Annotated in this window: 27 protein-coding genes and 2 tRNA genes; 21 read left to right on the top strand and 8 right to left on the bottom strand. The window is 43.8% G+C overall.

The genetic code is table 11. The annotated features are described in order from the left end of the window. The first annotated feature begins 98 nt into the window (after window positions 1-98). Window positions 99-671 (top strand): TetR/AcrR family transcriptional regulator, encoded by a 573-nt coding sequence (locus METPAY_RS05790; protein ID WP_048150167.1) that lies wholly within the window; start codon window positions 99-101, stop codon window positions 669-671. 1 nt (window position 672) lies between these two features. Here METPAY_RS05790 and METPAY_RS05785 read toward each other — a convergent pair whose 3' ends face one another. After that, entirely contained in the window at window positions 673-2,376 is a 1,704-nt protein-coding gene (locus METPAY_RS05785) for an AMP-binding protein (RefSeq protein WP_048150164.1), read from the bottom strand. 115 nt (window positions 2,377-2,491) lie between these two features. On the opposite strand from METPAY_RS05785, the gene METPAY_RS14855 reads away from it, so the two are divergent. Together METPAY_RS14855 and METPAY_RS05780 are read left to right on the top strand one after the other, a co-directional pair. Continuing rightward, window positions 2,492-2,683 (top strand) — tRNA-Trp (locus METPAY_RS14855). Between the two features lie 82 nt (window positions 2,684-2,765). Next, window positions 2,766-3,962 carry a bifunctional 5,6,7,8-tetrahydromethanopterin hydro-lyase/3-hexulose-6-phosphate synthase gene (locus METPAY_RS05780; RefSeq protein ID WP_048150163.1) on the top strand — a complete coding sequence of 399 codons (1,197 nt, stop codon included), beginning with the start codon at window positions 2,766-2,768 and terminating at the stop codon, window positions 3,960-3,962. Window positions 3,963-4,004: 42 nt separating this feature from the next. Here the strand turns inward: METPAY_RS05780 and METPAY_RS05775 are convergent, their stop codons facing one another. Next, entirely contained in the window at window positions 4,005-4,712 is a 708-nt protein-coding gene (locus METPAY_RS05775; protein ID WP_048150161.1) for a hypothetical protein, read from the bottom strand. A gap of 467 nt (window positions 4,713-5,179) precedes the next feature. On the opposite strand from METPAY_RS05775, the gene METPAY_RS05770 reads away from it, so the two are divergent. From METPAY_RS05770 to METPAY_RS05715, 11 genes are all read left to right on the top strand, one after another. Then, the gene (locus METPAY_RS05770) at window positions 5,180-5,629 is read left to right on the top strand and encodes a hypothetical protein (RefSeq protein WP_245611538.1); all 450 of its coding nucleotides are present in this window, start codon (window positions 5,180-5,182) and stop codon (window positions 5,627-5,629) included. 287 nt (window positions 5,630-5,916) lie between these two features. Continuing rightward, a complete protein-coding gene (locus METPAY_RS14160) occupies window positions 5,917-6,498 on the top strand; it encodes a winged helix-turn-helix transcriptional regulator (RefSeq protein ID WP_052418695.1) in 582 nt (193 codons plus the stop codon). 528 nt (window positions 6,499-7,026) lie between these two features. After that, entirely contained in the window at window positions 7,027-8,265 is a 1,239-nt protein-coding gene (locus tag METPAY_RS05755; RefSeq protein WP_048150156.1) for a C39 family peptidase, read from the top strand. Window positions 8,266-8,325: 60 nt separating this feature from the next. Further along, the gene (locus METPAY_RS05750; RefSeq protein ID WP_048150154.1) at window positions 8,326-9,459 is read left to right on the top strand and encodes a hypothetical protein; all 1,134 of its coding nucleotides are present in this window, start codon (window positions 8,326-8,328) and stop codon (window positions 9,457-9,459) included. Window positions 9,460-9,608: 149 nt separating this feature from the next. Further along, window positions 9,609-11,312 carry a hypothetical protein gene (locus METPAY_RS05745; RefSeq protein ID WP_048150152.1) on the top strand — a complete coding sequence of 568 codons (1,704 nt, stop codon included), beginning with the start codon at window positions 9,609-9,611 and terminating at the stop codon, window positions 11,310-11,312. Window positions 11,313-11,607: 295 nt separating this feature from the next. Then, complete coding sequence (locus METPAY_RS05740; protein ID WP_048150149.1) at window positions 11,608-12,045, top strand: hypothetical protein; 438 nt, start codon at window positions 11,608-11,610, stop codon at window positions 12,043-12,045. Between the two features lie 13 nt (window positions 12,046-12,058). Then, on the top strand, window positions 12,059-12,673 hold the full coding sequence (locus METPAY_RS05735; RefSeq protein ID WP_048150147.1) for a hypothetical protein: 615 nt from the start codon (window positions 12,059-12,061) through the stop codon (window positions 12,671-12,673). Further along, window positions 12,666-12,968 carry a hypothetical protein gene (locus METPAY_RS05730; protein ID WP_048150145.1) on the top strand — a complete coding sequence of 101 codons (303 nt, stop codon included), beginning with the start codon at window positions 12,666-12,668 and terminating at the stop codon, window positions 12,966-12,968. Before METPAY_RS05735 ends, METPAY_RS05730 begins: the two co-directional genes overlap by 8 nt. Before the next feature lie 50 nt (window positions 12,969-13,018). Then, window positions 13,019-13,894: a hypothetical protein gene (locus tag METPAY_RS05725; RefSeq protein WP_048150143.1), complete on the top strand. Its 876-nt coding sequence runs from the start codon at window positions 13,019-13,021 to the stop codon at window positions 13,892-13,894. Window positions 13,895-14,680: 786 nt separating this feature from the next. After that, window positions 14,681-14,992: a hypothetical protein gene (locus tag METPAY_RS05720; RefSeq protein ID WP_157199014.1), complete on the top strand. Its 312-nt coding sequence runs from the start codon at window positions 14,681-14,683 to the stop codon at window positions 14,990-14,992. Between the two features lie 32 nt (window positions 14,993-15,024). Further along, complete coding sequence (locus tag METPAY_RS05715) at window positions 15,025-15,468, top strand: tetratricopeptide repeat protein (protein ID WP_048150141.1); 444 nt, start codon at window positions 15,025-15,027, stop codon at window positions 15,466-15,468. A gap of 377 nt (window positions 15,469-15,845) precedes the next feature. Here METPAY_RS05715 and METPAY_RS05710 read toward each other — a convergent pair whose 3' ends face one another. Further along, window positions 15,846-16,073, bottom strand: coding sequence for a hypothetical protein (locus METPAY_RS05710; protein ID WP_048150140.1), 228 nt, complete (start codon window positions 16,071-16,073; stop codon window positions 15,846-15,848). 54 nt (window positions 16,074-16,127) lie between these two features. On the opposite strand from METPAY_RS05710, the gene METPAY_RS05705 reads away from it, so the two are divergent. The 3 genes from METPAY_RS05705 to METPAY_RS05695 all read left to right on the top strand — a co-directional run bounded on the left by METPAY_RS05705 (window position 16,128) and on the right by METPAY_RS05695 (window position 18,664). Then, the gene (locus METPAY_RS05705; RefSeq protein WP_052418693.1) at window positions 16,128-16,604 is read left to right on the top strand and encodes a DUF6790 family protein; all 477 of its coding nucleotides are present in this window, start codon (window positions 16,128-16,130) and stop codon (window positions 16,602-16,604) included. An 87-nt stretch (window positions 16,605-16,691) separates the two neighbouring features. Then, window positions 16,692-17,507: an FHA domain-containing protein gene (locus METPAY_RS05700; RefSeq protein ID WP_048150137.1), complete on the top strand. Its 816-nt coding sequence runs from the start codon at window positions 16,692-16,694 to the stop codon at window positions 17,505-17,507. 41 nt (window positions 17,508-17,548) lie between these two features. After that, window positions 17,549-18,664, top strand: coding sequence for a serine/threonine-protein kinase (locus METPAY_RS05695; RefSeq protein ID WP_052418692.1), 1,116 nt, complete (start codon window positions 17,549-17,551; stop codon window positions 18,662-18,664). Window positions 18,665-18,697: 33 nt separating this feature from the next. Here METPAY_RS05695 and METPAY_RS05690 read toward each other — a convergent pair whose 3' ends face one another. Beyond that, window positions 18,698-19,015 carry a hypothetical protein gene (locus METPAY_RS05690; protein ID WP_048150135.1) on the bottom strand — a complete coding sequence of 106 codons (318 nt, stop codon included), beginning with the start codon at window positions 19,013-19,015 and terminating at the stop codon, window positions 18,698-18,700. Window positions 19,016-19,165: 150 nt separating this feature from the next. On the opposite strand from METPAY_RS05690, the gene METPAY_RS05685 reads away from it, so the two are divergent. Next, complete coding sequence (locus METPAY_RS05685) at window positions 19,166-19,783, top strand: transglutaminase-like domain-containing protein (protein ID WP_245611536.1); 618 nt, start codon at window positions 19,166-19,168, stop codon at window positions 19,781-19,783. Window positions 19,784-19,870: 87 nt separating this feature from the next. Here the strand turns inward: METPAY_RS05685 and METPAY_RS05680 are convergent, their stop codons facing one another. The 3 genes from METPAY_RS05680 to METPAY_RS05670 form a co-directional block, all read right to left on the bottom strand. After that, window positions 19,871-20,422: a PGF-CTERM sorting domain-containing protein gene (locus METPAY_RS05680; RefSeq protein WP_048150133.1), complete on the bottom strand. Its 552-nt coding sequence runs from the start codon at window positions 20,420-20,422 to the stop codon at window positions 19,871-19,873. Window positions 20,423-20,534: 112 nt separating this feature from the next. Continuing rightward, window positions 20,535-21,155: a PGF-CTERM sorting domain-containing protein gene (locus METPAY_RS14155; RefSeq protein ID WP_052418691.1), complete on the bottom strand. Its 621-nt coding sequence runs from the start codon at window positions 21,153-21,155 to the stop codon at window positions 20,535-20,537. Window positions 21,156-21,400: 245 nt separating this feature from the next. After that, window positions 21,401-21,973: a PGF-CTERM sorting domain-containing protein gene (locus METPAY_RS05670; protein ID WP_048150131.1), complete on the bottom strand. Its 573-nt coding sequence runs from the start codon at window positions 21,971-21,973 to the stop codon at window positions 21,401-21,403. A gap of 259 nt (window positions 21,974-22,232) precedes the next feature. On the opposite strand from METPAY_RS05670, the gene METPAY_RS05665 reads away from it, so the two are divergent. Further along, window positions 22,233-22,412 (top strand): hypothetical protein, encoded by a 180-nt coding sequence (locus METPAY_RS05665; protein WP_157199012.1) that lies wholly within the window; start codon window positions 22,233-22,235, stop codon window positions 22,410-22,412. 76 nt (window positions 22,413-22,488) lie between these two features. On the opposite strand, the gene METPAY_RS05660 is transcribed toward METPAY_RS05665, so the two are convergent. Then, window positions 22,489-22,560 (bottom strand) — tRNA-Ala (locus METPAY_RS05660). Between the two features lie 116 nt (window positions 22,561-22,676). On the opposite strand from METPAY_RS05660, the gene METPAY_RS05655 reads away from it, so the two are divergent. Together METPAY_RS05655 and METPAY_RS05650 are read left to right on the top strand one after the other, a co-directional pair. Beyond that, a complete protein-coding gene (locus tag METPAY_RS05655) occupies window positions 22,677-23,249 on the top strand; it encodes a diacylglycerol/polyprenol kinase family protein (RefSeq protein WP_048150126.1) in 573 nt (190 codons plus the stop codon). A 125-nt stretch (window positions 23,250-23,374) separates the two neighbouring features. After that, window positions 23,375-23,872, top strand: coding sequence for a pentapeptide repeat-containing protein (locus tag METPAY_RS05650; protein WP_048150124.1), 498 nt, complete (start codon window positions 23,375-23,377; stop codon window positions 23,870-23,872). The last annotated feature ends 59 nt before the right edge of the window (window positions 23,873-23,931 follow it).

The raw sequence follows: 23,931 nt of genomic DNA, 5'->3' as shown, positions 1-23,931 counted from the left end.
ACGTGTATGTCACGATTGTAAATAAATTATACTGACGCGTGTGTCGGTTTTTTATAATTTCCAGACAAAGTTAGGTTCGAGTAATCATGCCCAAAGTGATGCCTGAATATAAAGAAGAAGTCAGGAAAAAGATTGTCCGTGCGGCAATCGGACTGAGCGATAAAGACGGTCTTGCAAATATCCGAATGGAAGATGTTGCAAAACAGCTTGGGATCTCAAGGGCGACTTTATATCTTTATTTCAAAAATCGTGAGGACCTCGTTGCACAGGCACACAGGACACTTCGCAGAAGCATCTCCGACGGCCTGAACAATGCTTTCAATGAAGAGAATTTTGAGGATGTCTTCTCTGCGATTTTTGACAATTTCATTTATCCTGCCGATGGATTCGGTACAAAGAGTATAATCGAGATGTTTGCCCGGGCTGTTCGCGACGAACAGATGAATGCTGTAATGAAAGATAATTACAGATCGATGCGGGAAATGATTGTAAAAATTATTGAAGAGCAGAAAAATAATGGTCTGATCTCCGGGGATGTCGATCCTGTCCTTGCTGCGGGGACCATTCAGTCTCTTACTCTTGGTATAAAGATGGCTTCTGTTGTGGGCCTTGAACGGGAGGAGGCAAAGATTATATGGAAAACCTCAATTGAAAGAATGATGAAAAAATGATTCAGGCTGTCTCGATCTTCGCTTCTTTTTCCAGACCGAGTTCCTTTATCGAGATCTCCTGCATCTCGTGCTTCCTGATCTTTCCCGCCACAGTCATCGGGAAGTCGTCTACGAATTTATAATATCTCGGGATCTTGTATCTCGCGATCTTGCCGTCGCAGAACTCTTTGATCTCGTCTCCGGTCAGCTGCTGTTTGTCCTTCACTTTCACCCAGGCCATGAGCTCCTCGCCATATTTCTCGTCCGGAACTCCGATGATGTAGACGTCCTCGATCTTCGGGTTGGTGTGTAGGAACTCCTCTATCTCACGCGGGTAGATGTTCTCTCCGCCGCGGATGACCATCTCCTTCAGCCTTCCGACGATACGGAAATAGCCGTCGTCGTCCATGATCCCGAGATCTCCGGTGTGGTTCCAGCGGTCCGAGTCTATGGTCTGCCTTGTTGCGCTCGGGTTGTTGTAGTAGCACTTCATTACCACGTAGCCGCGTGCACAGATCTCCCCCGTTTCGCCGCGTGGGACGATCCTCTGTGTCACCGGGTCGATGATCTTGAGTTCGACATGCGGGAAGACCCTTCCGATGGTTGTAACCCTCTTTTCCAGCGGATCGTCGGTCGTCGTCATGGTTACGCCGGGCGATGTCTCGGTCTGGCCGTAGACTATGACGATGTCGGTCATGTGCATCTTCTGGTTTACCGCACGCATGACCTCGATCGGGCAGGGCGATCCGGCCATGATGCCGGTCCTGAGGGTGTCGTACCTGTATTTGTTGAAGTTCGGGTGTTTGAGTTCGGCGATGAACATGGTGGGGACGCCATGGACGGCCGTGCATTTCTCCTCGTCGATCGTCTTCAGCACCGTCTCCGCATCGAAGGCGGGTGACGGGAGGACCATCGTGGAGCCGTGGGTGACGCAGGCGAAGTTCGAGAGGACCATCCCGAAGCAGTGATAGAACGGGACGGGGATGCAGAGCCTGTCCTTCTCGGTGAACTTCATTCCGTTTCCGATCGTATAGCCGTTGTTCACTACGTTGTGGTGGGTAAGGACGACTCCCTTCGGGTACCCGGTGGTTCCGCTGGTGTACTGGATGTTGATCGGGTCGTCGAAGGTCAGGTGCGTCTCACGCTCTTTGAGTTCGTCCCTGCTGATGTTTGCACCTTTGTCCAGGAACTCGTTCCACGTGTACATCCCGTTGTAGGGGACATCTCCCATGAAAACGACGTTTCTTAAGAACGGATACTTCTCGGTGCTGATCTTCTTTCCGGGTCTTGCATCGACAGCCTCCGGGCACGCCTCGTAGAACATTCCCACGTAGTCGGACGTCTTGAATCTTCCCTGGAGGAATACGGTGTGGATCTCCGCCTGTTTCAGGGCATATTCGAGCTCGAAGGTCCTGTACGCCGGATTGATGTTCACCATTATCGCACCGCATTTCGCGGTTGCAAACTGCAGGAGCGTCCATTCGGCGTAGTTCATCGCCCATATCGCGACCCTGTCCCCTTTGTTGACGTCGAGAGCCATCAGGCTGCATGCGATTTTTTCAACCCTGTCCAGAAATTCCCTGTAAGTCCATCTGATATTTTGTTGAACGGAAACCAGCGCTTCATTATCCGGATAAGTTGCGCATATCCTCTCCAGCATCTCCCCGACGGTCTCGCCGATAAGGGGTTCGCAGGATGTCCCGCTTGCGTAGCTTATCATAGCCATATCCAGAAATGTTGAATTTATAACGAAATATATTTGATGTGAATTGCAGATTCCGAAATCCGGGTTAAAACCAAATAATTAAATTAGAATATGACCTTATATTGATGGCTTAACCGGGGTCGTGGCCTAGTCCGGCATGGCGACGGGCTCCAGCGGTCTTTGCGTATGATGAACAATGGGTCTGCTGAAGGGAAACCTAGTGATGATCCGTTGGAGCGCTGATGCAAAACCTTGATTTCTCTTAATCGCGCTCAAACGCATGTTCGGAGAGACCCGTCGATCGTGAGTTCAAATCTCACCGACCCCACTGATTTTTGACATCTACACAAGTGTCGTAAGCATCTATTTTTATCATTAAAACAATAAATAAGGCAGGAAGGAAATATTCCATGTATTTGATTGGTGAAGCACTAGAAGGAGAAGGCGCAGAACTTGCGCACATAGATCTTTTAATCGGAGACAAGATGGGCCCTGTGGGAATGGCTTTTGCAAACGCAGCATCCCAGCTGGCTCCGGGCCACACCCCGCTTCTTGCGGTAATCAGGCCGAATCTGCTTACAAAGCCCGCAACGCTCATTATTCCTAAAGTCACACTGAAGACCGAGGGTCAGGTAAATGCGATGTTCGGAGCGGTCCAGGCGGCAATTGCGAAGGCTGTCGCAGACTCATACGAAGAGGGCGTCTTTGACGATTGCGGGTATGATCCTGAGGATATTGTAATTCTCGCAAGCGCATTCCTTCACCCCGAAGCGAGGGACTACAACCGCATCTACCGCTACAACTACGGGTCGACCAAGCTTGCAATAAAACATGCGCTCGACAAGTTCCCTGACAAAGCGACACTTATGGACGAGAAGGATCGTGCAAGCCACGCGGTTATGGGATTCAAGGTCCAGAGGCTCTGGAACCCGCCGTACCTGCAGGTTGCACTCGACCTCGTGGATATGAATGCGGTCAGGAGGGTTCTCGAAGAAGTCCCGAAGAACGATCATGTCCTGATCGAGGCGGGAACACCGACGATCAAACAGTTCGGTCTTTCGGTTATCGACGAGATCAGGAAGATCCGCCCGGATGCGTTCATCATTGCGGACTTAAAGACGCTCGACACAGGAAACCTCGAGGCAAGGATGGCTGCAAACGCATCCGCCGACGCTGTTGTGGTATCCGGTCTTGCACCAATATCCACCATCGAGAAGTTTATCCTTGAGGCAAGGAAGACGGGAATCTACTCGATCATCGATATGCTCAACGTTGCAAAGCCTGCCGAACTGGTCAAGGAGCTTGCGAAGAAGGGAGCGGCTCCGGATATCGTCGAGATGCACCGTGCGATCGACACCGAGGGAGACGAATACAACTGGGGAGACATCCCGGCGATCAAGAAGGCGGCAGGCGGAAAGCTCATTGTCGCGACTGCTGGCGGAATCAGGCAGCATGTTGTCCAGACCGCTCTCAAGTCGGGTGCAGACATCGTCGTCGTCGGACGTGCTATCACTGCAAGCAAGAATATCAAGAACGCTGCCGAGCAGTTCATAGAAGAGATCAATAATCCTGAGATCGATCAGTTCAGGATTATGACCGATTTCTGATAAATCATTTTTTTATCAAATTAAAAATAATTAAATACACGATTATCTGTCAAAATCAATTATATTTTTGACAAACATTTCTCCACTAGCTGATTTAAGCTGTTTTTCCGAATTAGTATCATAACGAGCCAATAATAATTTAAATTCGTATTTCGTCTTATATGTGTTTCTCGAAATGTCCTGATATTCGAGATTTAGAGTCAATGAATTAGAATCTATTGTTTGATTTACGTCTGTTGTCTCTTTTAATGCAATATATATTAAACACGCTAATGCCAATGTATAAGATATGGGTAATTCAATTTTTGCTCCTTTTGATCCTTCTACTATATGAGGTAAAACTCCAGAATCCCTTTTCGTAATTCTTACCCAGTTATATATTTCTTCTTCATCTAAATAGATTATAAATTGATTGTCCTTATTTTCAAATCTAAATTTAGAGTTTTCAATTGCATTTCCTATTGCTTGAATTAATTCTGAAAAATCATATTCCCAAGAATAAGAAATTTGTTTTGCCATTCCTCTTCCAACATTTTCAATTTCAATAAAAGGATAAAGAATAGTATTATCATTTTGATTTTTTTGGTTTATTGTAGAAAAATTCCTTATTAATGGGAAATATCGGTCCTCAACATAATTCTCAAATTCAATAAAAAAAATTTGACTATATGGAAATGATATAAAAGGCTTTATTGCCTCTTTTCGTTGTTCTTTCATCTCTATAACTGTTAAATAAATGAAATAAGCCATTACTAACGTGCCTAAACATGTAAATAAATTAATTTTTTCAGATAAGCTACATTCATTAAGAAGAAAGTCAATTGCTAATAATAGATTTGTGAAAATAAATAAATAAAAAACTGATGAGTAAATTAAAAGACAAATCATATTCCCTGATTGAATAAGTATTCATAAGTGAGTAAATAATTATCGTCGACTGTTCAATTATTACCTGTTCTTTTCATTTAAATTCTATAAAATTCCAATGACAACAAATAATGTTGAATTTGTCGTTGTCATGAAAATTGTTCAAGGGCATGGTGAAAGAATATTACAATAACATCTGTATTTATTCGCGAGATGGGTATGTTTTATATAAATTTTATCACTGTCAGGTTGAACAAAGGGCTCATTGTTCAAGAGCATGGTGAAAGTATTTTTCATCTCATTTTTTCATATTATCAATTATAGGCCCTCCGGGGTCTATGGTGAAAACAATGAAAAAATTTGGAATTTTTCTAATAGCGATAGCTTTGGCTATGCTCGTATCGTGTGCTTCGGCATCGATGAATCTCTTTGACGCAGAAAAGATCGATATGGGTGGTTATACCGTAACTATTCCCAAGATCGTTGAAGGCAATGTTGGAGTAAAGACCGTGTCCGGCACCATAACGCAGGGTGAAACTGATTGGGCTTACGCCGATATTAGTGGTTATTATACGCAGCTTCGTGTTCGCCTACATTGGGGAGACACTTCTAATTCGTTGAGATTGATGGTCTATTCACCTGATCAACATACCTTCGGCTATTACTATGATGGTTCTGATGGAATTATTGATGGAAATATTTCGGTGAATATTAATAATGGCGATGGTATTGCCGAAGGAAGATGGTATTACGAGATCTATGGATATAGCGTGACAGGAACACAAAGCTATACCATTTAATTATTTTTTTAATAAGATTCTCTCTTTCTGGAAGGGATCTCTTCCTAATCTTATTATGTGCATTTTCTGGAAAATTTATCTTAAACTACATAAGATTATTATATTCTAGAATCGATGAAAATAATTATATGAAAATTTGCCGCAAGGTATGCCTAATCATAATTTTATTGTTTATATATTGTGTATTTCCAGGTTCATGTGAATATAGTACAACCTTCGGTGATGATGATAACCAATATTTTTATGATTCAGGTGCAAAGGGTTTCAATTCCTTTCAGGATTTACCTATGTGGATCAAAATATCCTTTATCCTTGCTCTAATCGGTGGATTTTTAGCCGCAATTAAGTTTTTCCCTCCTATTGCGGGAAGGATCGGGTCGATTCTCGATAATAAAAAGAGAAAGGAGATACTGGAGTACGTCTGCGAAAATCCCGGGAGATGTTTCGAAGAGATCGCATCGGCGATGGATATCAAGCGCGACAGTCTTCGCTATCATATAAAACGCCTCAGCCAGGGGGACTACATTGTCATAGAGAATACCGATAATTCGAGGAGAGTATTTCCCAATCACGGCACATTCTCCGGACTTGAAAGAAAGATCATCAGCATGAGCCATAATCCTACGCAGCTGAAGATTCTTGCACTCATAACGAAATATCCGGGCATAAGAAACGTAGATCTGAAAGACGAACTGGGGATCTCAAAAAGTGCAGTGAGCTGGCATGTCGGCAAAATTGAAAGTGCTGGTCTCCTTTCCTGCAGGAAATCCGGGACTGCGAGGCATTATTATATCAGATCGGGACTTGAGAGGATCATAGTTGAAAATCTTCCCGAAGAAATGAGGAAAAATTACGGTTTTTCTGTCTAAAATTAATTACTTGAATTGAATTATTTCCTGCAGGTAATACTTTTCAGGTTGAAAGCGCGAAGAAAATTCTATGGAATATGGTTGTTTATTGATGCAATAAAGAGATATTTATCGTTATACATAATATCAAAAATTGAAATACTTCAGAATGACGTTTTCTTTGATCATTATATTTCATTGTTCAAGAGCATGGTGAAAGTTTTTATTAAAGAGCTAGCTCCATTTTCAATTGGGGGTCTAAGGTGGAGGAGTGATCTTCCACCCGAACCTTTCCTGGATTATTAACCAGTTGAAGACATTAGGGAAGAAAAGTCAGAGGAGTCAACTTCGTTCCTTTCTCTCCCCGATCGTCCGCCGGCAAATAAGACCGGCATTCATCTTTGTCGACATCAATGCAGATTAAGGTTTGCATACTGGTTGTTCTGTTCAGGGATTAATCCCCCACCTGAACCCGGAATCTCGAAGAAGTCTCAGGAAACCACAAGATCACACAAGTCCAATTTTCTTCTTTTTTTCGGGTTCTAATTTATGAATGTAGGTGAAAAAATGAAACGAATTGTAGGTATGCAGGCCTTAAGCCTGTTTTTAGTATTGGCACTCGCAGGAGCGATTTTCGTTCCGGCTGTTAGTGCTAGTAGTTCTGTAAATGAACAAAAGGACAGTACTTTAATTACATCGGATTATGCTGAAAAGGTAGCGCAATTACAACTTAATGATGTATCTCAAGGTATAAGTGAATTTTCTGAATGGAGTGGGGCTAATGTTGAATCTGATCTGACTTTTTATGATCTCGATGGAAATATTGCCGCGTATTCATTCTCTATTATAAAAGGTGGAGATTATTTAGGATTCATTCTAGTTTCTGGAAACAAAGATAATTATCCAATTTTGGAATTTGGGAAAGGGGACATTATCCCCCGAAAAACAAAAGAAAATGCACAACTCAGTGCAGAGAAATCTATTGGAGACACTAATTATAAACTGAATTCTATAAAATATCTCTATCTTGGAGCGACATTCTATTATGCCCAATATACATTTGGAGATCCACTTAAAAATACAAAGCAGGATGTTATTGTTGATCTCTTTAACGATGCTGTTGTAGATCTAAAAGATGAAAATACTTCCATGGTCTCAACTAATGGAAAATCAGAATCTGATGCAATTTCAGTTGAGGATGAATGGACGATTGTCGATGAAAACATTGGACTTGTAAGCAGAGGAACAATAGTCCCTACTTCAGTTCGCGGAGCCGATACGATATATTGGGTTCCTCTCTTTGACCAGCCAACAGGCTATACTAATTCATGTGCCCCTACTGCTTCAGGTATGATTTTATCCTATTGGCGAAATAATGGTTATCCTAATTTCCCATCAAATGGAGACACTTTAATCCTTGAGTTATACTCTGCAATGGATACGGACCCTGTTAATGGGACATATGATTCTAATATCGAGCCGGGTATAGAAAGTGTATGCGATGATTATGGATATGATATAGATGCTGTACCTGATGGCTGGGGTTTCTATTTCTCAGAAGTTAAATCAGAGGTCACGGCAGATCGTCCGATGCATCTTGCTATGCATGGAGCCGGAACTGCAATAGGTAGTTCAACAGCATATGGTAATCATTCCGTCGCGGCTGTCGGGTGGGCTGATGGTTCATTTGATGCCATAGAGATCAATGACGGCTGGTCAACATCAGATACAAGGTATATCGCCTTTGGAAATTGGAATTCTATATACCCTGTGTATATTCGGCCCTAAAGCCGGGAGATTCCATTATATTTTTTATGGGTTTATTTAATCTCATGGAGACAGAATTATATGTACTCTTTAATAAACCAAGTGTTTGATGGAAAGCTAAATGCCATAAACGTCCCTGTCCCGTCCTTAGTAATTGCTGCAGATGTCTTTGTGGCAGGTGCGGTGATTGCAGTGGGATTATTTATCCTGCTTTCGCAGATGAAGTCCCGTAAATCCCTTTATTTTGTCCTGATAATTTCCGGCTTGTTATTTTCGGTTTGTGCCTGGCTTGTTCAAAATTTTATGGAGGTGTGGTTTCCTGATCTTTTCATTCCAGGAGGACCCTACGGGACGTGGTACATGTTCAGGAACGATCTTTCAGGAGTTTTGGAATACATTTCTATTCTTATCGGGGGTTTGATTCCTGCCTTAATCCTTCTCCCTAATATTAAATTTGCGAAAATGTGGAGATATCTGCTTCTTTTATTTACACTAATGGCGACTACAATTTTACATTATACATATATCTTCTCGGTTATGATGACACCGGGCAGTAATATTAGCATTCCTTGGCTGTTTCCTGCAACCTCCCCATTTATTGCATCGATAGCGATCGCATTTGCAATTTTTGGATATTTCTATGTTTTCTCAGAAATTCTTGTTCAGTTTGAATCCTGGCCATATCGTGTAATTTTCACCGTTGTTATGGCTTTTTCAGTGATTTTTCTTACATATCAAACCGCAGTTGCAGTTTATGCCGTCATATTCCTGCCCCTCTTAGAAAAATTTTCGGCCCCCGGCAACCGGATTGTCCTGGCTTCCGGCCTGGCCGTAATGGGGCTCTTTTGTGAGTTCATCGGTTCATATCTTGCAGCAATTGGACCTGATGTCGGTCAATATTTCCCTATATGGGTCTTTCCACTTGTCTTTATGGCACTTTTAATGCTTGTCCCCTTACCTTATTTCATGCAGAAAATAAATGATAAACTGCATAATCTCACGATTTTCGGAGTTGTTTTGGGAGCAGGGGTGCTAATCGCCGTCGCTGGTATTGCTATTTCTGCTGGGATATACATGCAGCCTGACCTTCTTCCTCAGTCCCTCTTGTCAATAGCGACAAATGCATTGTCGGGTATAGTAGCTGCAGGAATATTCTATCAGTTTGTGGTATTTAAGTTACATAACAGAAAATTAAACCGTGAATATTCCGATTAAGGAAAAAATTAGTTGGAATAATCCTTTTTTTTATTGCAATTGCATTATTATCTCCCTCATGGTTTTTTTTCCGGCGAATTTCATCCATTGTTCAAGAGCATGGTGAAAATCGTTATTTAAAAGTTAAGGTCATATTTTCAATCATTATTATGGATCTTAAGAAAACGGCAAAAGATCTCGTTCAGGCGTTTTATTATATTCTGCTGGTTGTTTTGGTTTTAAGTTCGTTCATGTATCTTTTTGTATTCATCCTCAACTGGGAAGCCTGGTTCTTCGGCATGAAGCTGGACGGTTTGGATGCAGGAATTCTGTTGTTCGTTTATTTCCTTGTGCCTGGTATTCTGGCCTTTCTTCTCTTCAGGTACCCTAGAAGAGTTTCTGTGATCGCCCTTTTGTCGATCTTATATTTCAGTTTCAGGTTTATCGATTCGTCGGCAACTGTCCGGGAGCTTAGCGGGGGAGTGAATTCGTTCAACATATTTAATGCGGTGCTGATGGTGATCCTCCTGTTTGTCCTGGTCGTCCACTTCATCGCCGCACGGTTCTATGAACCGGAGGAGGATTCGGACGAGGGCAATAAAGATGGAAAAAAACCCGGACTCGGACCTGGACCCGTTGCGGCCGAACCTGAAATATCTAAACCTGAAGACGAGAAACAGGACGATTATCTTGTGGCAAAGTTATTTATTCTCGGGCTGGTAGCATTTGCCGTTGTTTTACTATTCGGGCCGCTTATGGTATCCATGTTCTTCATGTTTTTTTCCGGGCTGGCCTCTTCGGTTTCCACTCCCGCCCCTGTCATAACCGGAGACTCGCTGATATCGAAAGTCGATGCAAACGGAACCACCGAATGGCAGACCGTGATAAACGGTTACAGCGACTACCCGCAGGAAGTATGTTCTTCGAACGATGGCGGTTATATAATGGCCGGGATGTTCTTTCTCGGTGAAAAAAACCGAAATCTTAGGGTGATAAAATTCGACAACAACGGCAGCGTGATCTGGGATATCAACCGGAGCGTTTCCGCCTATCCCGAAGTAGATCTTCAAGATGTCAAAAGGGCACTTCAAACAGGAGATGAATATACCATAATAATGCTCAACGGAATCGTAATCCGGCTTGACGAAGACGGGAACGAACTGTGGCATCGTTACTACCCTCACGAGAAACATATTGTTGACAGCATAGCCTTACCCAACGGCGGATATCTCCTGGTCGGCGAAGTGAACGAGGACGGTGCCGATGGATGGAAGAAGTTCGACGGGTGGATTCTCTGCGCAGACAGTGAAGGGAACACTCTTTGGGAGAAGAAAGAGACGGAATTCCCCTATTGCAGGGAGGCTGTGATGGCGCCGGAAGGATATATTCTGCTGGACTGTATTGTCGGATGTTACGATCCCGATTCGGCATGTTCCGACCCGGAACAGAGCGGTGACATGATCGTTGCTCTCGATCTCCAGGGGAATTATCTCTGGAAGACGAGATTCATCGAAAATATCGACGGAGAAGCCTATTCTATAGAGCCTCTCGACGACGGGACGATCGAGGTGAATTTACGCGGCCAGGGCGAACGGAAGTATATTCTCGACAATGAAGGAAATGTCCTGATCAAAAAATCCCTCTCGTCACAGACGAATTCAAATGACCACAAGGTGACGCTTTCCATGAAATACCAGGCAGGACCAATTGAAGGAAAGGGTATTCAGGTAATTGCAGCAGAGGAGGACGGATCGGAGAAGATTTTCATTATCGAATACCCGGAGAATGTATCGGGTATCAAGCAGGTTTTCTCTTTGAATCCAACCCCGGACGGTGGATATATTGTTGCAGGGGTCTTAAAAGAGGTAATATAATAATATGTCTCCTTATTTTTCGTTTTGATTGATTCAGTCTATATTTCATGTTTTTGAGCTTCTTTTTCCTGTAAAAATTCCTGGATAACTCATCCGGCCCTAAAACCCGATTCATATCAGATTCCCGGCAGAAAGTTGACATTTCGATGATCCGGTCATAACAAATATATCCTGCAGGACTAAAAACCATCAATATAAAGTTTAAAATGCGACGGAGAGAAAACCGGCAGCAGAAAACAGGAATCGCCGGCCCTTTCTATCGCTGGAGAGTAAATCATTTGCCGGGAGATAAAGGATGAGATGTAAGGAAGTCTTTGAGAGAAAAAATATTATTTTCATATCGTACATCTCTTTTTTTGCCTTTTTCTGTTTAATATACTATATATTAAGCTCGAAAGGTTCATTTTACTCAGGAATAGCCGGGATCTTTTTAATTATTTCATACCCTGTCGGGACCTTCCTTTACGGATACAAAACAGGCGACAGGTTCCGTGCTCCTCTCGCCGGAATCGTTTCATATGCGTTCCTGATCCTCTTTGCAGTTTCGTCAATCTCTTTTCAGGACTCTCTTAACATAGACAATATAATTTTATTCGTCGGGTATCATCTGGTTCTGCTGATCGGCCTCGGAATGATCGGTTTTCTGGCTTCAGGGAAAGAAAAAATGTACCAGGCTGTGGCAGGTCTGTTATCCATAGCATGGATTTTATTTTTTTTATCGGGAATTTCATAAAGGAGAGACGATAATGAGGAAATCCTTCCCGATATTTAGTATCTTTTTGGTGCTCGTTATATCGGCGGGATGTATTGGTTCATCTGATGATCATGAAGACATTCCGGTAAATGAAACAAGTTACATAACTTTCTCTTACAATAATGGCAGTTCGCAGATTTCAGTCGATATTTCAGCAATTGATAAAACCGGCATGAAAAATTCTTCAGTCGATCCGATCTTGGTTATTGATGCCGCACTGGATGACTCACGTGCAGGCATACTGCTTGAAGACGGCTGGAACATAGTTTCAGTTTCGAAAGTTGTTGATGAGGCGGGAAATGATACAAAATTTGGAGAACTGGAATTTAGGAAGGATAATCTTTCGTTTTACATAGTAATCGACGAACAGGACATGACTGTTGCCAGGGGCTACAGCGATGCGGTATCATGGATCTCGGGACCTGTCTCCGGTCCCCTGCCTGAGGGTTTTCACAAAGCAAAAGACAAAATCGAAGGCTGGTGGTATGTGTTCGATATACAAGAAAACAGTTCCGATTCAAAAATTGCCATGATCTACAATGATACGAACATCTTATACCTGTACCCTTCCTATTCAGTTATTAATACGGAGGGGATTTATGACTGAATTAAGAACAGGGGAAAGGAATAGTCTGATAATATTCGCTGTTTTTTGTCTCATTGTAATTTTTTACGGCGCAATTACATTCCAGTGGGGAATGATCTTCTCTTTCATCGCTCTTATTATACCGATATTTTTGATCCTTATAATCTTACAAAAAATTGTGGAACATTTCCGGACATCACAGGATTTAAACAGGAAACTTGCATCAGATCTTGAATCGTTAAAAGAATCGGTTAGCGAGATGAAAGAAGAGATCACCGAAATTAAGGAGCTCGCAAAAGATATTGCCGGAAAATAGTACAATAGCCGTTTATACACGGCCCTGATCTGATAATTTTTGGAGTTGAAATGGATTTTGTAGTAGGGATTTCAAACGGCATTTTGGATTTAGTACTGAACTCCCTGATTTTGACCTCAATTGTCTTTGCAGCGTTCTCGGTTCTTGTATACCTAGTATTAACACAGATCAAAAACGAAAGAATTCAACTTTTTATAGGGATTGCCGGGGGGTTTTTGCTTCTCGTAATTCCTGTTTTTCCTTCCGGAGGACTCGCGGGCTCCGCGGTCGGTGTTGCAGGAGCAGTTCTTGTAATGATATCGCCTGTTATAGTCTTCAGGGGATACCTGGACAAAAAAGACGTCCTGCCGGCAGTTTTCTTAGTCGCTCTTACGTATCCTGCATATTTCCGTACAACACAATACATGTGTGATTTCGTATACCCGGGCCTGTGGAACATAGGAAGTTTTTCGGGCTCTCTCATTCTTTCGCTCTCGGCAATGGCTCTCCTGGTATTTCTAAGAAGATATTATGACAATCTTGAACATGACAGGCGTCTTTTAATTCCCCTGCTTCTTTTGATCCCAGGAATTATCTGGTTAGCCGTTCCTGTGGCCGCTGCGTCGCTTTCGGTATTAATATTCATATCCTTAAACGAACTGAAGACGGGAGTTCATAAAATACCTGATATTCAGGTTTTGGTAATTATGATATTTGCGGCACTCATTTTCATTATGCCCTGGCCGTTACTTGCATCTCTTCCCTGTGTACGGAACATTTATCCGTTATGGATTCTTCCCGTTCTTGCGGTTTCGCTGGTGTCGGCCGGTTCTGTCTACTGTGCGAGATCGAAATTCCCTGAAAAATGGATTGAAGTTTCAGTCTTTGTATTAGGTTTTTTTCTTTCTCTATTGTTGTCTGCAACAACCATCTTATCCACAGGATGAAACGTTGCCACGCCCCGGACGGTGGATATATCGTTGCAGGTTCTTAAAAGAGTTAATTCAATAATTATTCGTCTTTTTTTCCGGAATTACTCAGAAATTATTGACTGTTTGCTGCAGGTATTTTCTGTAGTTCAACAGCGCAAAGAAAAATTTTGCGGCATACTACAGACAATTGATTCAATAAAGAGAAATTTATCGTTATTTGTTAGCATCAATAATTGAAATCCTTCAGTATGACGTTTTTTTCCGATCATTATATTTCATTGTTCAAGAGCATGGTGAAAGTTATTATTAAAGAGTTAACACCTATTCTCAATTGGGGGCCGGATGGAGGAGTGATCCTCCATTCTTACCTTTCCTAAATACAACCATGCGGAGACTTTATTGGAAGAGAAGAAGCCGGATCAATCAATCCGATGCCTGAGTATCTCCTTATTAATCTCCCATAAACGCATTCAACTTCATCTTTGCCGGCATCGTACGTATTGTGGTGTCTGGTGCCGGTTGCCAGAAATCCGGGGACCTTTGTCCCCGCATGAAGACCGGACAAAGGAGTTATGAAACACCCTAAGATCACACAAGTCCCAAATTTTCTCCTTTTTCCGGTTTTTATCAAATGAAGCTATAAAAAATCATATAAACGATTGAACCGGATATTGAATCTGATCAAAAATGGAACCGGACAAGAATGACAGAATAATTGGTCCCCTGTTCGGCCTGCTCTTATGCATCATATGGCTTGCAGTCATTATCTTGATCGAAGGATGGTTTTTTCCGGGTCAGAATATGGCAAATAACCTCCTGGTCTCGTGGATAAACATAGGACTCATTCCGTTCTTTGTCAGTCTGGGAGTTTACCTGTTGTATTACAGGAAATTCGGGGGCGTTGAAGCAGCCCGTAGCATGATCGCCCTGAAATGCGTTTTAATCGGATTTGCAATCTGGCTTATCGTGATATGGCTCTTTTTGATGGAGTCCGGGATTTCATATATGCTCGTCGACGCAGGAGGATTTCTTATCATTATTGCATTGATCCTGATCTTCGAATGGAAAACGAAAAGAGGTTGCCTGATTTCGGAAGCACGGGATCACGCTTAAGGCTGATGAAATAACCAACGAGTGATTGAAGAATGAATGAAAGATACATTAATGCGGCTCTTGTATGCCTGGCGTTTGCAGTCGTCGTTATGTCAGCGGGATGCACAGGCGTAATGGCTCCGGTCGGCGGTGGCACGCGAATATCGGACAACAATCTGACGCACCAGCAGTGGTACAGTCAGCATGATGAAAACCCGGATAAATACATGCACAATCCTGAAAACCCGTTTGAATGGACATTAAAAGGGATGGCATCCGTCGCTTGGGGAGGAAATCATGAAGGAGCGCTTGAATATTACGATACCGCAATCGGACTCGATCTCGAATTTGGATTCGTCTATTACGAGAAGGGATTCTCCCTGTTAAACCTGAAGAGATATGACGAAGCCAAAGAGTGTTTTCAAAAAGCGATAGAGTTGAATCCTGATTTTAAACCGCTCGTCGAGAAAGATTTGCGGACTTATGTCAGAGACTGAATTAAGAAAATTTCAGTTGAAAAAAATGTTTTGGAGAAAGATTGGAACGGGGGATTCCGTTCTTTCCCCTGATATTGTGAATGTCATGGTGATTTCGTTTATTGCTGCATTCATATGGTTCTGATTTCGGTCTGGTCTGTATTTTCTGGTCTGGTTTGTCTGTTTATCGATTCTTTCAATTAAATTTGCTTTTTGGATCAAACATCCTTTTCTTAATCACTGCAGTATTTCATTACTGAAGCACCGAGTTCATCATTTTGCTCCGTCCGGTTTCAGTAAGCCGTGAAAGAGTGCTCCGTTTATCTTTTATCAGGCACCATTCGTGGGGGGTTATTTATGGTTGCCTGCAGGAATTTGACAGAGACCCTTTCAATTCTTTACGGATCACCGGAAAGATGCACCGGGAAGGCGAAGGACTGCAAGAAAATCTGGTCGTGTTCTCTTTGCTGTCTTTCATCTTCCTTCTCTGATTCTCCTCTTGCAAGGTGGGATACAACCGTTGTGTTGTTCTCCACACCTTGTAAAATATATTTTACATTATGTTTTATATAACTTACTATCAGTCCCGTCTGGTTGCAATATGTCTCATAAAATTTCCTTTTCATTATGCGGCGGATTTCGGGTAAATTCAATATAGGATTAATATGGAAGATTAACTGATGAAGATCAGTATCTGGGCGATGACACTTTTTCTCAGCGTATTGGCCGCGATAATCAGCCTGCTGCTCGCCGGAACGATGACTGTCCATTACGTTGCATACGTTTTCCTTTTCTGGCTCCTTGTAATCGGGGTAGGAGTCACAGGCATAATCGCTTTCTCCGGCCATTTTTTCAATGCGGATGAGATTGCCGAAAAGATCGGGTGGCCCAAAGGAAATCCGTTCCAGCGTGAGATCGCCTTTACGAACCTCGGGATCGGAATTGCGGGTGTGTTGTGCTTCTTCTTTAGGGACGGTTTCTGGCTTGCGGTGATCGTGATGTATTCGGTGTTCTCGATAGGAGCAGGCTTCGGGCATATATACGAACAAAAAAAGAATGAGAATGCATCCGAGTATAACACCGGAGCTGTTGTCGCGTTCGATATCCTGATGCCTGTGGTGCTGATCGCCCTCTGGATTCTGGTGTCTGTCACCTGAAGGGCGGGCGATCGCGACTGCCGAAACCCGGAATATCAAATATACCGCAGATGTAATAATATAAAATAAAGATAATTTCGATGACATATGCCCGATGATCTCTACAGGACGATACTGAACGATGACTCGCCCCTGTTTTATGAAAGGCTCTCGGATTACCTGAGCGTACTTGGGAACCCGACAAGGCTGAAGATATTAAAGATAATCGAGAGAAATCCGAAGGACATCCGGGAGATCTCGAATGAGATCGGGACAAGCTACGAAAACACGAAAAAGCACCTCAACAAACTTCTTAAAATCGGTTTGATCAAAAAAGATGCCGGTGTCGGAAAGCCTACTTCAAAGGGCATACATGCAGTCTGGAAGTATTCAACGATCCCGGGCGGTCTTGAACTTATTGCACGGAATGTCGGCAGTTTCTGTAATATGGAGATTAAAAATCCCGAACTTGCGAGCCGGCTCGTCGAGATCAGGAAGATGATTGATGACGAATTGTCGTCGGATATGCCCGTTCTTGTCCTTCTCGGGGGGACGGATGACGGCAGGGTCTATATGGTCCGAAAGAATACCGTGAGACTCGGGAGATATGATCCGTCTGCAAAGGGAATCTTCGACGAAGAGAATGACATAGTCCTGGACGACGATTACAGGGGCGTTACAAGGATTTCGAAACCGCACGCCGTAATAATCCTGGAAGAAGGCGTCTGGTGTATCCGTGATGAGGGAAGCACGGGCGGGACCTCGGTAAACGGCAAATCAGTTGAAAAGTCCGTGGAGACCGTTCTTTCGGACGGTGACATGATTGAACTCGGGACTGGTGAAGGTATGGCTTCGTTTGTCTTCCACCTGAAGAATTCGGAAATCGCGAATGAAAATAACCACGATAGCGGTGATGAGATATGAATAAAGATCGTTTAATTGGCAGAACATTGCCGGCTTTGCTGATGTTGATCCTGTTGTCCGTAATTTTTATCCCGGTTCAGGCGGCTTACGGCAGCCAGTCGTCCGTTAACGATCACTCAATGGGGATGGGGCATTACGACGAGAACGAATCTCATGAAATGCCGTGGTCATCTGATGCAGGTTCCGGTTCGGGCATTCAGGCAATACTGCCGTTAATATACGGTCTCTTTGCGGTTGTGGTCGTTCTTGTCCTAATTATCGTCTATATTGTTTTCATAAGACACAGGCGCGAAAAACCCGGCGATGAAGGGGTATGCACCGCAGTTCCGGTTGATAGTGATTCCTGCGGAGTTGCCGGGGGGAATGAAAAAGTTTCTGCGGCTGATTTTCCTTCAGAGCTTAATGAAAAGTACTCCGACGCTGTTCTTACAGGAAGAGGCGGTCTTTCGTTTGTCTACTCCGTGAAGTCGAAGGAGACCGGAGAGACTGTGGCCGTAAAGGTCCCCGCGAAGAGGGACGAGAGATCCGGCAAAGTGTTTCTGCAGGAGGTAAAGATCTGGGAGGAGCTCGATCACCCGAATATCGTCTCCCTTAAATCGGTCAATGTCTTCCCTGTCCCGTATGTCGAGATGGAATATATCCCCGATTCATTAGAGACGATAGAAAAACCGATGGAGAGCGACGTAGCGATTCAGGTTGCAGTCGGAGTTTTGAGGGGGCTTTCCTACGCACATAAAAAAGGGATAGTCCACTGCGATATAAAACCGGCGAACATCCTGATAGATGATGATTTCACTCCTAAGATCACCGACTGGGGGGTGGGAAGATCCGAAAAGGGAGGCGGAACGGAATTTCATGGCTACACCCCGGCTTTTGCCGCGCCGGAACAGGTTTCTCCCGGGGTTCACGGGTGCACCGGGAAGACCGATATATTCCAGGTAGGAATGCTCATCCTGAGGATGGTCTGCGGGAAAACGGTATTCGAGAAAAACCTGGGGAAGGACCCCGGTGCATACCTGGACGACTGCATAAAAGATGAAAAACTCAGGGCTGTCGTTTCAAAATGCATCCGGAAAGATCCCGGGGAAAGATATGAAAGTGCAGAGGAGCTTTTGTCCGAATTGATGTCTGTCTCCGGGAATACCGTCCTGAACTGACGGAAAAAATAAAAAAATGATCTTTTTTGCTTCTCAGATACAGGGGCAGTTGCCTGAGTTGCCGTTTCCGTAACAGTTCCCTGTTCCGTTAAGAAGACATGTACCGTTGTTCAGGCAGTACTCCCCGGAATTCCTTAAGCAATAGTTTTCAGCGATATGGCATGAATTTCCGGTGCACTGGCCGTTAACATACGAATATTCGGCACAGTCCTGGGAGCATGCATGTGCTCCGTGGCATCCGCCTGTGTTTCCTCCCTGGTTATAACCTGCACTTGCGGGCATAGCCACCAGTGCCACCGCAAGGAGCACGAGACCTGCAATCAATACAATCTTTCTCTTCATCTTTTTCATCTCCTAGTTTTTGAACCGGAAATTTCTGCACTGATTCAGGGCAGCTATCCTTTCCGGTTTCTGCAAATTATACTATGGCCCGTTTTCCTTTTATATTGGCAAAATGCAGTCGGTTTATTATATGAACCGATCGGTTCCATATATGAAATTATGAATGGCGGAGGAATGGATCGTTTTCTCGAAGAGCATCCTTACGTGGATTTTTCTTCCCCTAATATCAGGTTGAAGGCGGAAGAGCTCTTTTCAGGGGCGAATAGTCCTGTCGAAAAAGCGAAGATCGCATATGAATTCGTCCGCGACGAGATCCCGCACAGCTTCGATATCAACACTCCAGTGATAACTGCGAAGGCGTCGGATGTCCTTGCCGCGGGAACCGGAATATGCCATGCGAAGGCAAATCTTCTTGCCGCCCTTCTCAGGAGTGCTGAGATTCCTGCGGGATTCTGCTACCAACACCTAACACTCGCAGACGATGATTCACATGGGTACTGCGTGCACTGCTACAATGCGGTTTTTCCCGACGATCACTGGATCTTCCTTGATGCACGCGGCAACAAAGAGGGAGTAAATGCACAGTTCTCACTTGGAGAGCCTGTTTTGGCGTTTCCGTGCCGGGAAGAGTATGATGAATATTCCTGGGACGGGATCTATGCTTCGCCGCAGATGCATATCATGAAGATGCTGGACTCTTCAAAAACTATACAGGATGTAATCGATAATCTCCAGGACTTTCTCGAAGGAGAGCCGGATATATATCCGGGATTATGATTTTCATCTCCGCCGATGGCTTCAGGTGTTAATTTGGCAGGTCACCTGTCTGAGAAACCTGCAGACAGATTTAAAAAAATGGTAAATTTATTCTCTCCTTATAAACAGTGCGGCTGCCGTTCCCAGTGCGATCAATGAGATGATTACCCCGAATCCGGGTGCTGCTGTCGTCGCCGGCGGGGGTAAGGTAGTGGTTGGAGTTTTACTTGCCGTAACTTCTCCCAGTAATTCGAATGTTGTTGCCGCTGTTGAATCTCTTTCTACGGATTCAACTCTGACATCGTATTCATCAGGTATGAATCCTGATGGATCGACATTTATGGACCATTTGTTGTCGGAATCACCTTCTACAACTTTGACCACCTCCGACAGTCCGCTGTATTCTTTGCCTTCCGATCCGCTTTCTGTTGAGAATGACGTGGACACTATCTCAACGATGAGGTTATCGTCCGCAGGGAGATTCGTGGTTCCTGAAATTGTGAACTGATTACTGGTGTAGTAATAACTGTTCGCAGTGATCCGTATCCACGGATCATCACCATCGGTTGTTGTTTCTTTTGTTGTCACTACTGCAGATACAGAGGATGCAAGCAAAAAGAAAATGAATACGAGTATGATTGATCTATTTTTTGTATTCATGTTTCAAGTTTTTTGTTAGGATATAATAAAATATAGTGGTCAAATGACTATTCTTGTGTCAATTTATTAATTCTGATATAACTTCGCCGCGGAATTTGAAAAAAATATGAAATTATTCCTTCCTGAGGAAGATTGTCGCTGCTGTTCCCAGTGCGATCAATGAGACGATTGCCCCGAATCCGGGTGCTGCTGTCGTCGCCGGCGGGGCCTGGGGGATTGTTGTGGTCTTTGCCGTTGCAGAAGATGTGGGGGGTGGTACGGTTATGGTTGCAGTGGTGGTTTTAATTGCCGTTGTTGCTGCTGTTTTGACTGTAGTTGTCGTCGCTCTCTTTTCCAGCAGGTTGAATGTGGTTAACGCTGTCGAATCGGTACCTACTGACTCGACGTTTACAACGTATTCGTCGGGTTTGAATGTTGATGCATCGACATCTACAGACCATTTGTTGTTGGTATCGCCCTTAACTACCGTGACGATCTGTGACTGTCCGGAGTAATCTCCGTTCTGCCATTTTGACGAAGAAACCGTCTCAAAGATGAAGCTTTCGTCCACCGGGATGTTTGTGGTTCCTGAAATTGTGAATTGATCGCCGACGTAGTGATCGCCGATCGAGTCGATCCTGATCCACGGATAATCACCGTCGATGGTTGTTTCTTTTGACGGCGCTGCTGCAGATACAGAGGATACAAGCAAAAAGAAAACGAATATGGGTACGATTAAGCGATTTTTTTTCATATTTCCAGTTATTTATTCGGATATAAAAAAGTCTAATGTGAGAGATGTCGATTGTTGTGTCAATTTATGAAATCTGACATGAATTCTGTGCGAAATTTGACAAAAAATTATCGCATATTCGGGAATTGTCAGGTTGAAAATTAAGGTTAAATTTGTCTGAAGTTACAGAAAAATAATGGATTTTTGTATTCGCAAAGAAACCCCGTAAGCGTTGTCACCAGACAGATTTTAAAAAAATGATGGAATTATTCCTTCCTGAGGATCAGTGCTGCTGCACCGAGTGCGATCAACGCGGCAAGTGCCCCGAATCCGGGTGCTGCTGCCGTCGCGGTCGGGGTCTGCGTATTTGTTGTGGCTGCTGTTGTTATGGAAATTGTCGGAGGTACGGGAGTAGTTGCAGTTTCCCCCGCTGTTTTTGTTGTGGTTGCTGTTGCCCCTTTTTCCAGCAGGTCGAATGATGTTGTTGCTGTTGAAGTGGTCTCGACTGATTCAACGTTTACAATGTATTCGTCGGGTTCGAAGGTTGATGTATCGATATCAACGGACCATTTGTTGTAGGGGTCTCCCTTTACGACTTTGAGGGTCTCAGACAGGCCGGAATATTCTCCGGCATTTGATGCGCCCGGAGAGTATGACATAGACATTGTCTCAAAGATAAGAGTATAATCTACAGGAAGATTTGTGGTTCCTGAAATTGTGAACTGCTCGCCAACGTAGTGTTCATGGCCACCGGTCATATCGACCCTGATCCATGGATAATCACCATCAATTGTTGTTTCTTTTACTGGTGTTGATGCAGATACGGCTGATACAAGCAAAAATAAAATAAAAATAGGTAAAATTAACCGGTTTTGATTCATATTTTCTGTTATTTATCTGATTATAAAAAAGTCTAATGTGACAAATGTCGATTGTTGTGTCAAAGAAGCCGTAAGGAAAATTCACAGAACAGACACCTTCACGAATCGACGGAGAAGATCACTCAGAAAACGTTCTGTAATATCGTTGGATTCTTTTCTTACGCAGGATATATGGACCAAAAAAATATTTAATTCCGGGCAACTGATAAAAGATCAAATGAAGACCATAGAAATCTCCGATGAATTATATGAAGATCTGCTTTACCTCAGGGAAGGTAATGAAGAAATAAACAAAACCTTAGAGCGTGAACTAATGGATTCAAGGGTCAAAGCTATTACAAAGAGAGTGAATAAGGAATTAGATGAAGTTGTAAAAAACAGTAAATATAGCCCCTGATCCTCTTTCCCGAAAACCTGACTTTAACCCTTTTCGGTATCAGGTAAATTTTTGGACAAAAAAATACAAAAATTCATGGACTGAGCGGGAATTGAACCCGCGGCCTCTACCATGCCAAGGTAGCGATCTTCCCCTGATCTATCAGCCCGAAACAACTGCCTGAATATATTGGATTTTGCAGGATAAATATAGTTATGTTTTCTTTCTCCCCGGAATCGGGCTTCGTCCCATAAATTATTAGTTTCCCGCCGGAGACAACTATTCGTGAAAGAGATCTACAGGCAGTTTGCGCATATGCTCTTCGGCCTTGTCATTGCCGGGTTCATATACTATGTTCAGTTCATCAACGAGGCTTATGCAACATTGACATTAATCGCCGTAGTATTCGTCGGGGTCCTCATCGCCGACGCGGTGGACAGGGGGATAAATGTCCCGCTCTTTTCCTTCCTTATCGAAAAACTCGAACGAAAGGATACATTCCCGGGCAAAGGCACGATTTATTTCTTTATCGCGACCCTCTTCTGCCTTGCATTCTTCGGCAGTACAATCACGATCATCGCCATAGTGATGCTCTCCGTCCTCGACAGCGCTACAACGATTGCCGGGATAAACTTCGGGAGAAGAAAGATCTTCGGGAAAAAGACACTCGAAGGAACGCTCTGCGGGATCGGTGCGGGTTTTGTAATCATGCTGTTCTTTACCGGACCGCTGAATGCCATAATACTCGCGACAGCCGCGGGAGTAACTGAGCTTGTGTCTCCCGTCGACGACAACCTGACGATTCCGGTAGTAACCGGCGTTCTGCTCTGGCTTTTGGCAGGAGGAATGATCCTGTAGTTTTTCTGCCGGATTCCCCAGTCATACATATCTAATATTTTTACCGGCCGATTGCAATTAGTTCCGGATTCGTATCCTCAAGTATAACTATATATCAAAAAAAAGCTATGATCAAGTGATATATTATGCATGAGCGGACCCTTTTAAAAGTTACAATAGTCATCTTAATACTCCTGATAATATCCGCGATAGGAAACGTATTGTTCTTCATAGAATACAATTCCCGGGAAGTGTGCAGCTGTAACACGACTTCCGACGATACCGAAGAGGTTGAGATAGTCCTGAAGGAGATGTCCTATATGGATTACAGCGGTGTCATGCTCGAAGGCGCCGATCTTTCTGATGCAAATGCATACAAAGCGGTCTTCCAGGGGGCCGATCTCAGGAATGCAGACCTTCACGGCGGTATATTCTCGCTTGCAGACTTTACGGGAGCTGACCTTACCGATGCTGATCTCGTGGGCGCTGCATTCGACTATGCGGATCTTTCAGGGGCCGTATTAACCGGTGCCGACATGCGGTATGCAGACCTGAGAGGAGCGGACCTTTCCGGTGCGGACCTCACGGACGCATTGATCGAGGGCACCGACCTGAGGTGGGTAACAGGAAATTATACGATCTGAAAATAGAATGAAAAATAAAATCAGATCATATTTTCTATTGAAGCGAGCACGCGGGCTCT

The sequence above is a fragment of the Methanolacinia paynteri genome (assembly GCF_000784355.1).
GTDB classification, from domain to species: Archaea; Halobacteriota; Methanomicrobia; order Methanomicrobiales; family Methanomicrobiaceae; genus Methanolacinia; species Methanolacinia paynteri.
The sequence above is the reverse complement of the archived record's forward strand: the minus strand, read 5'-3'. Positions and strand labels throughout refer to the sequence as shown.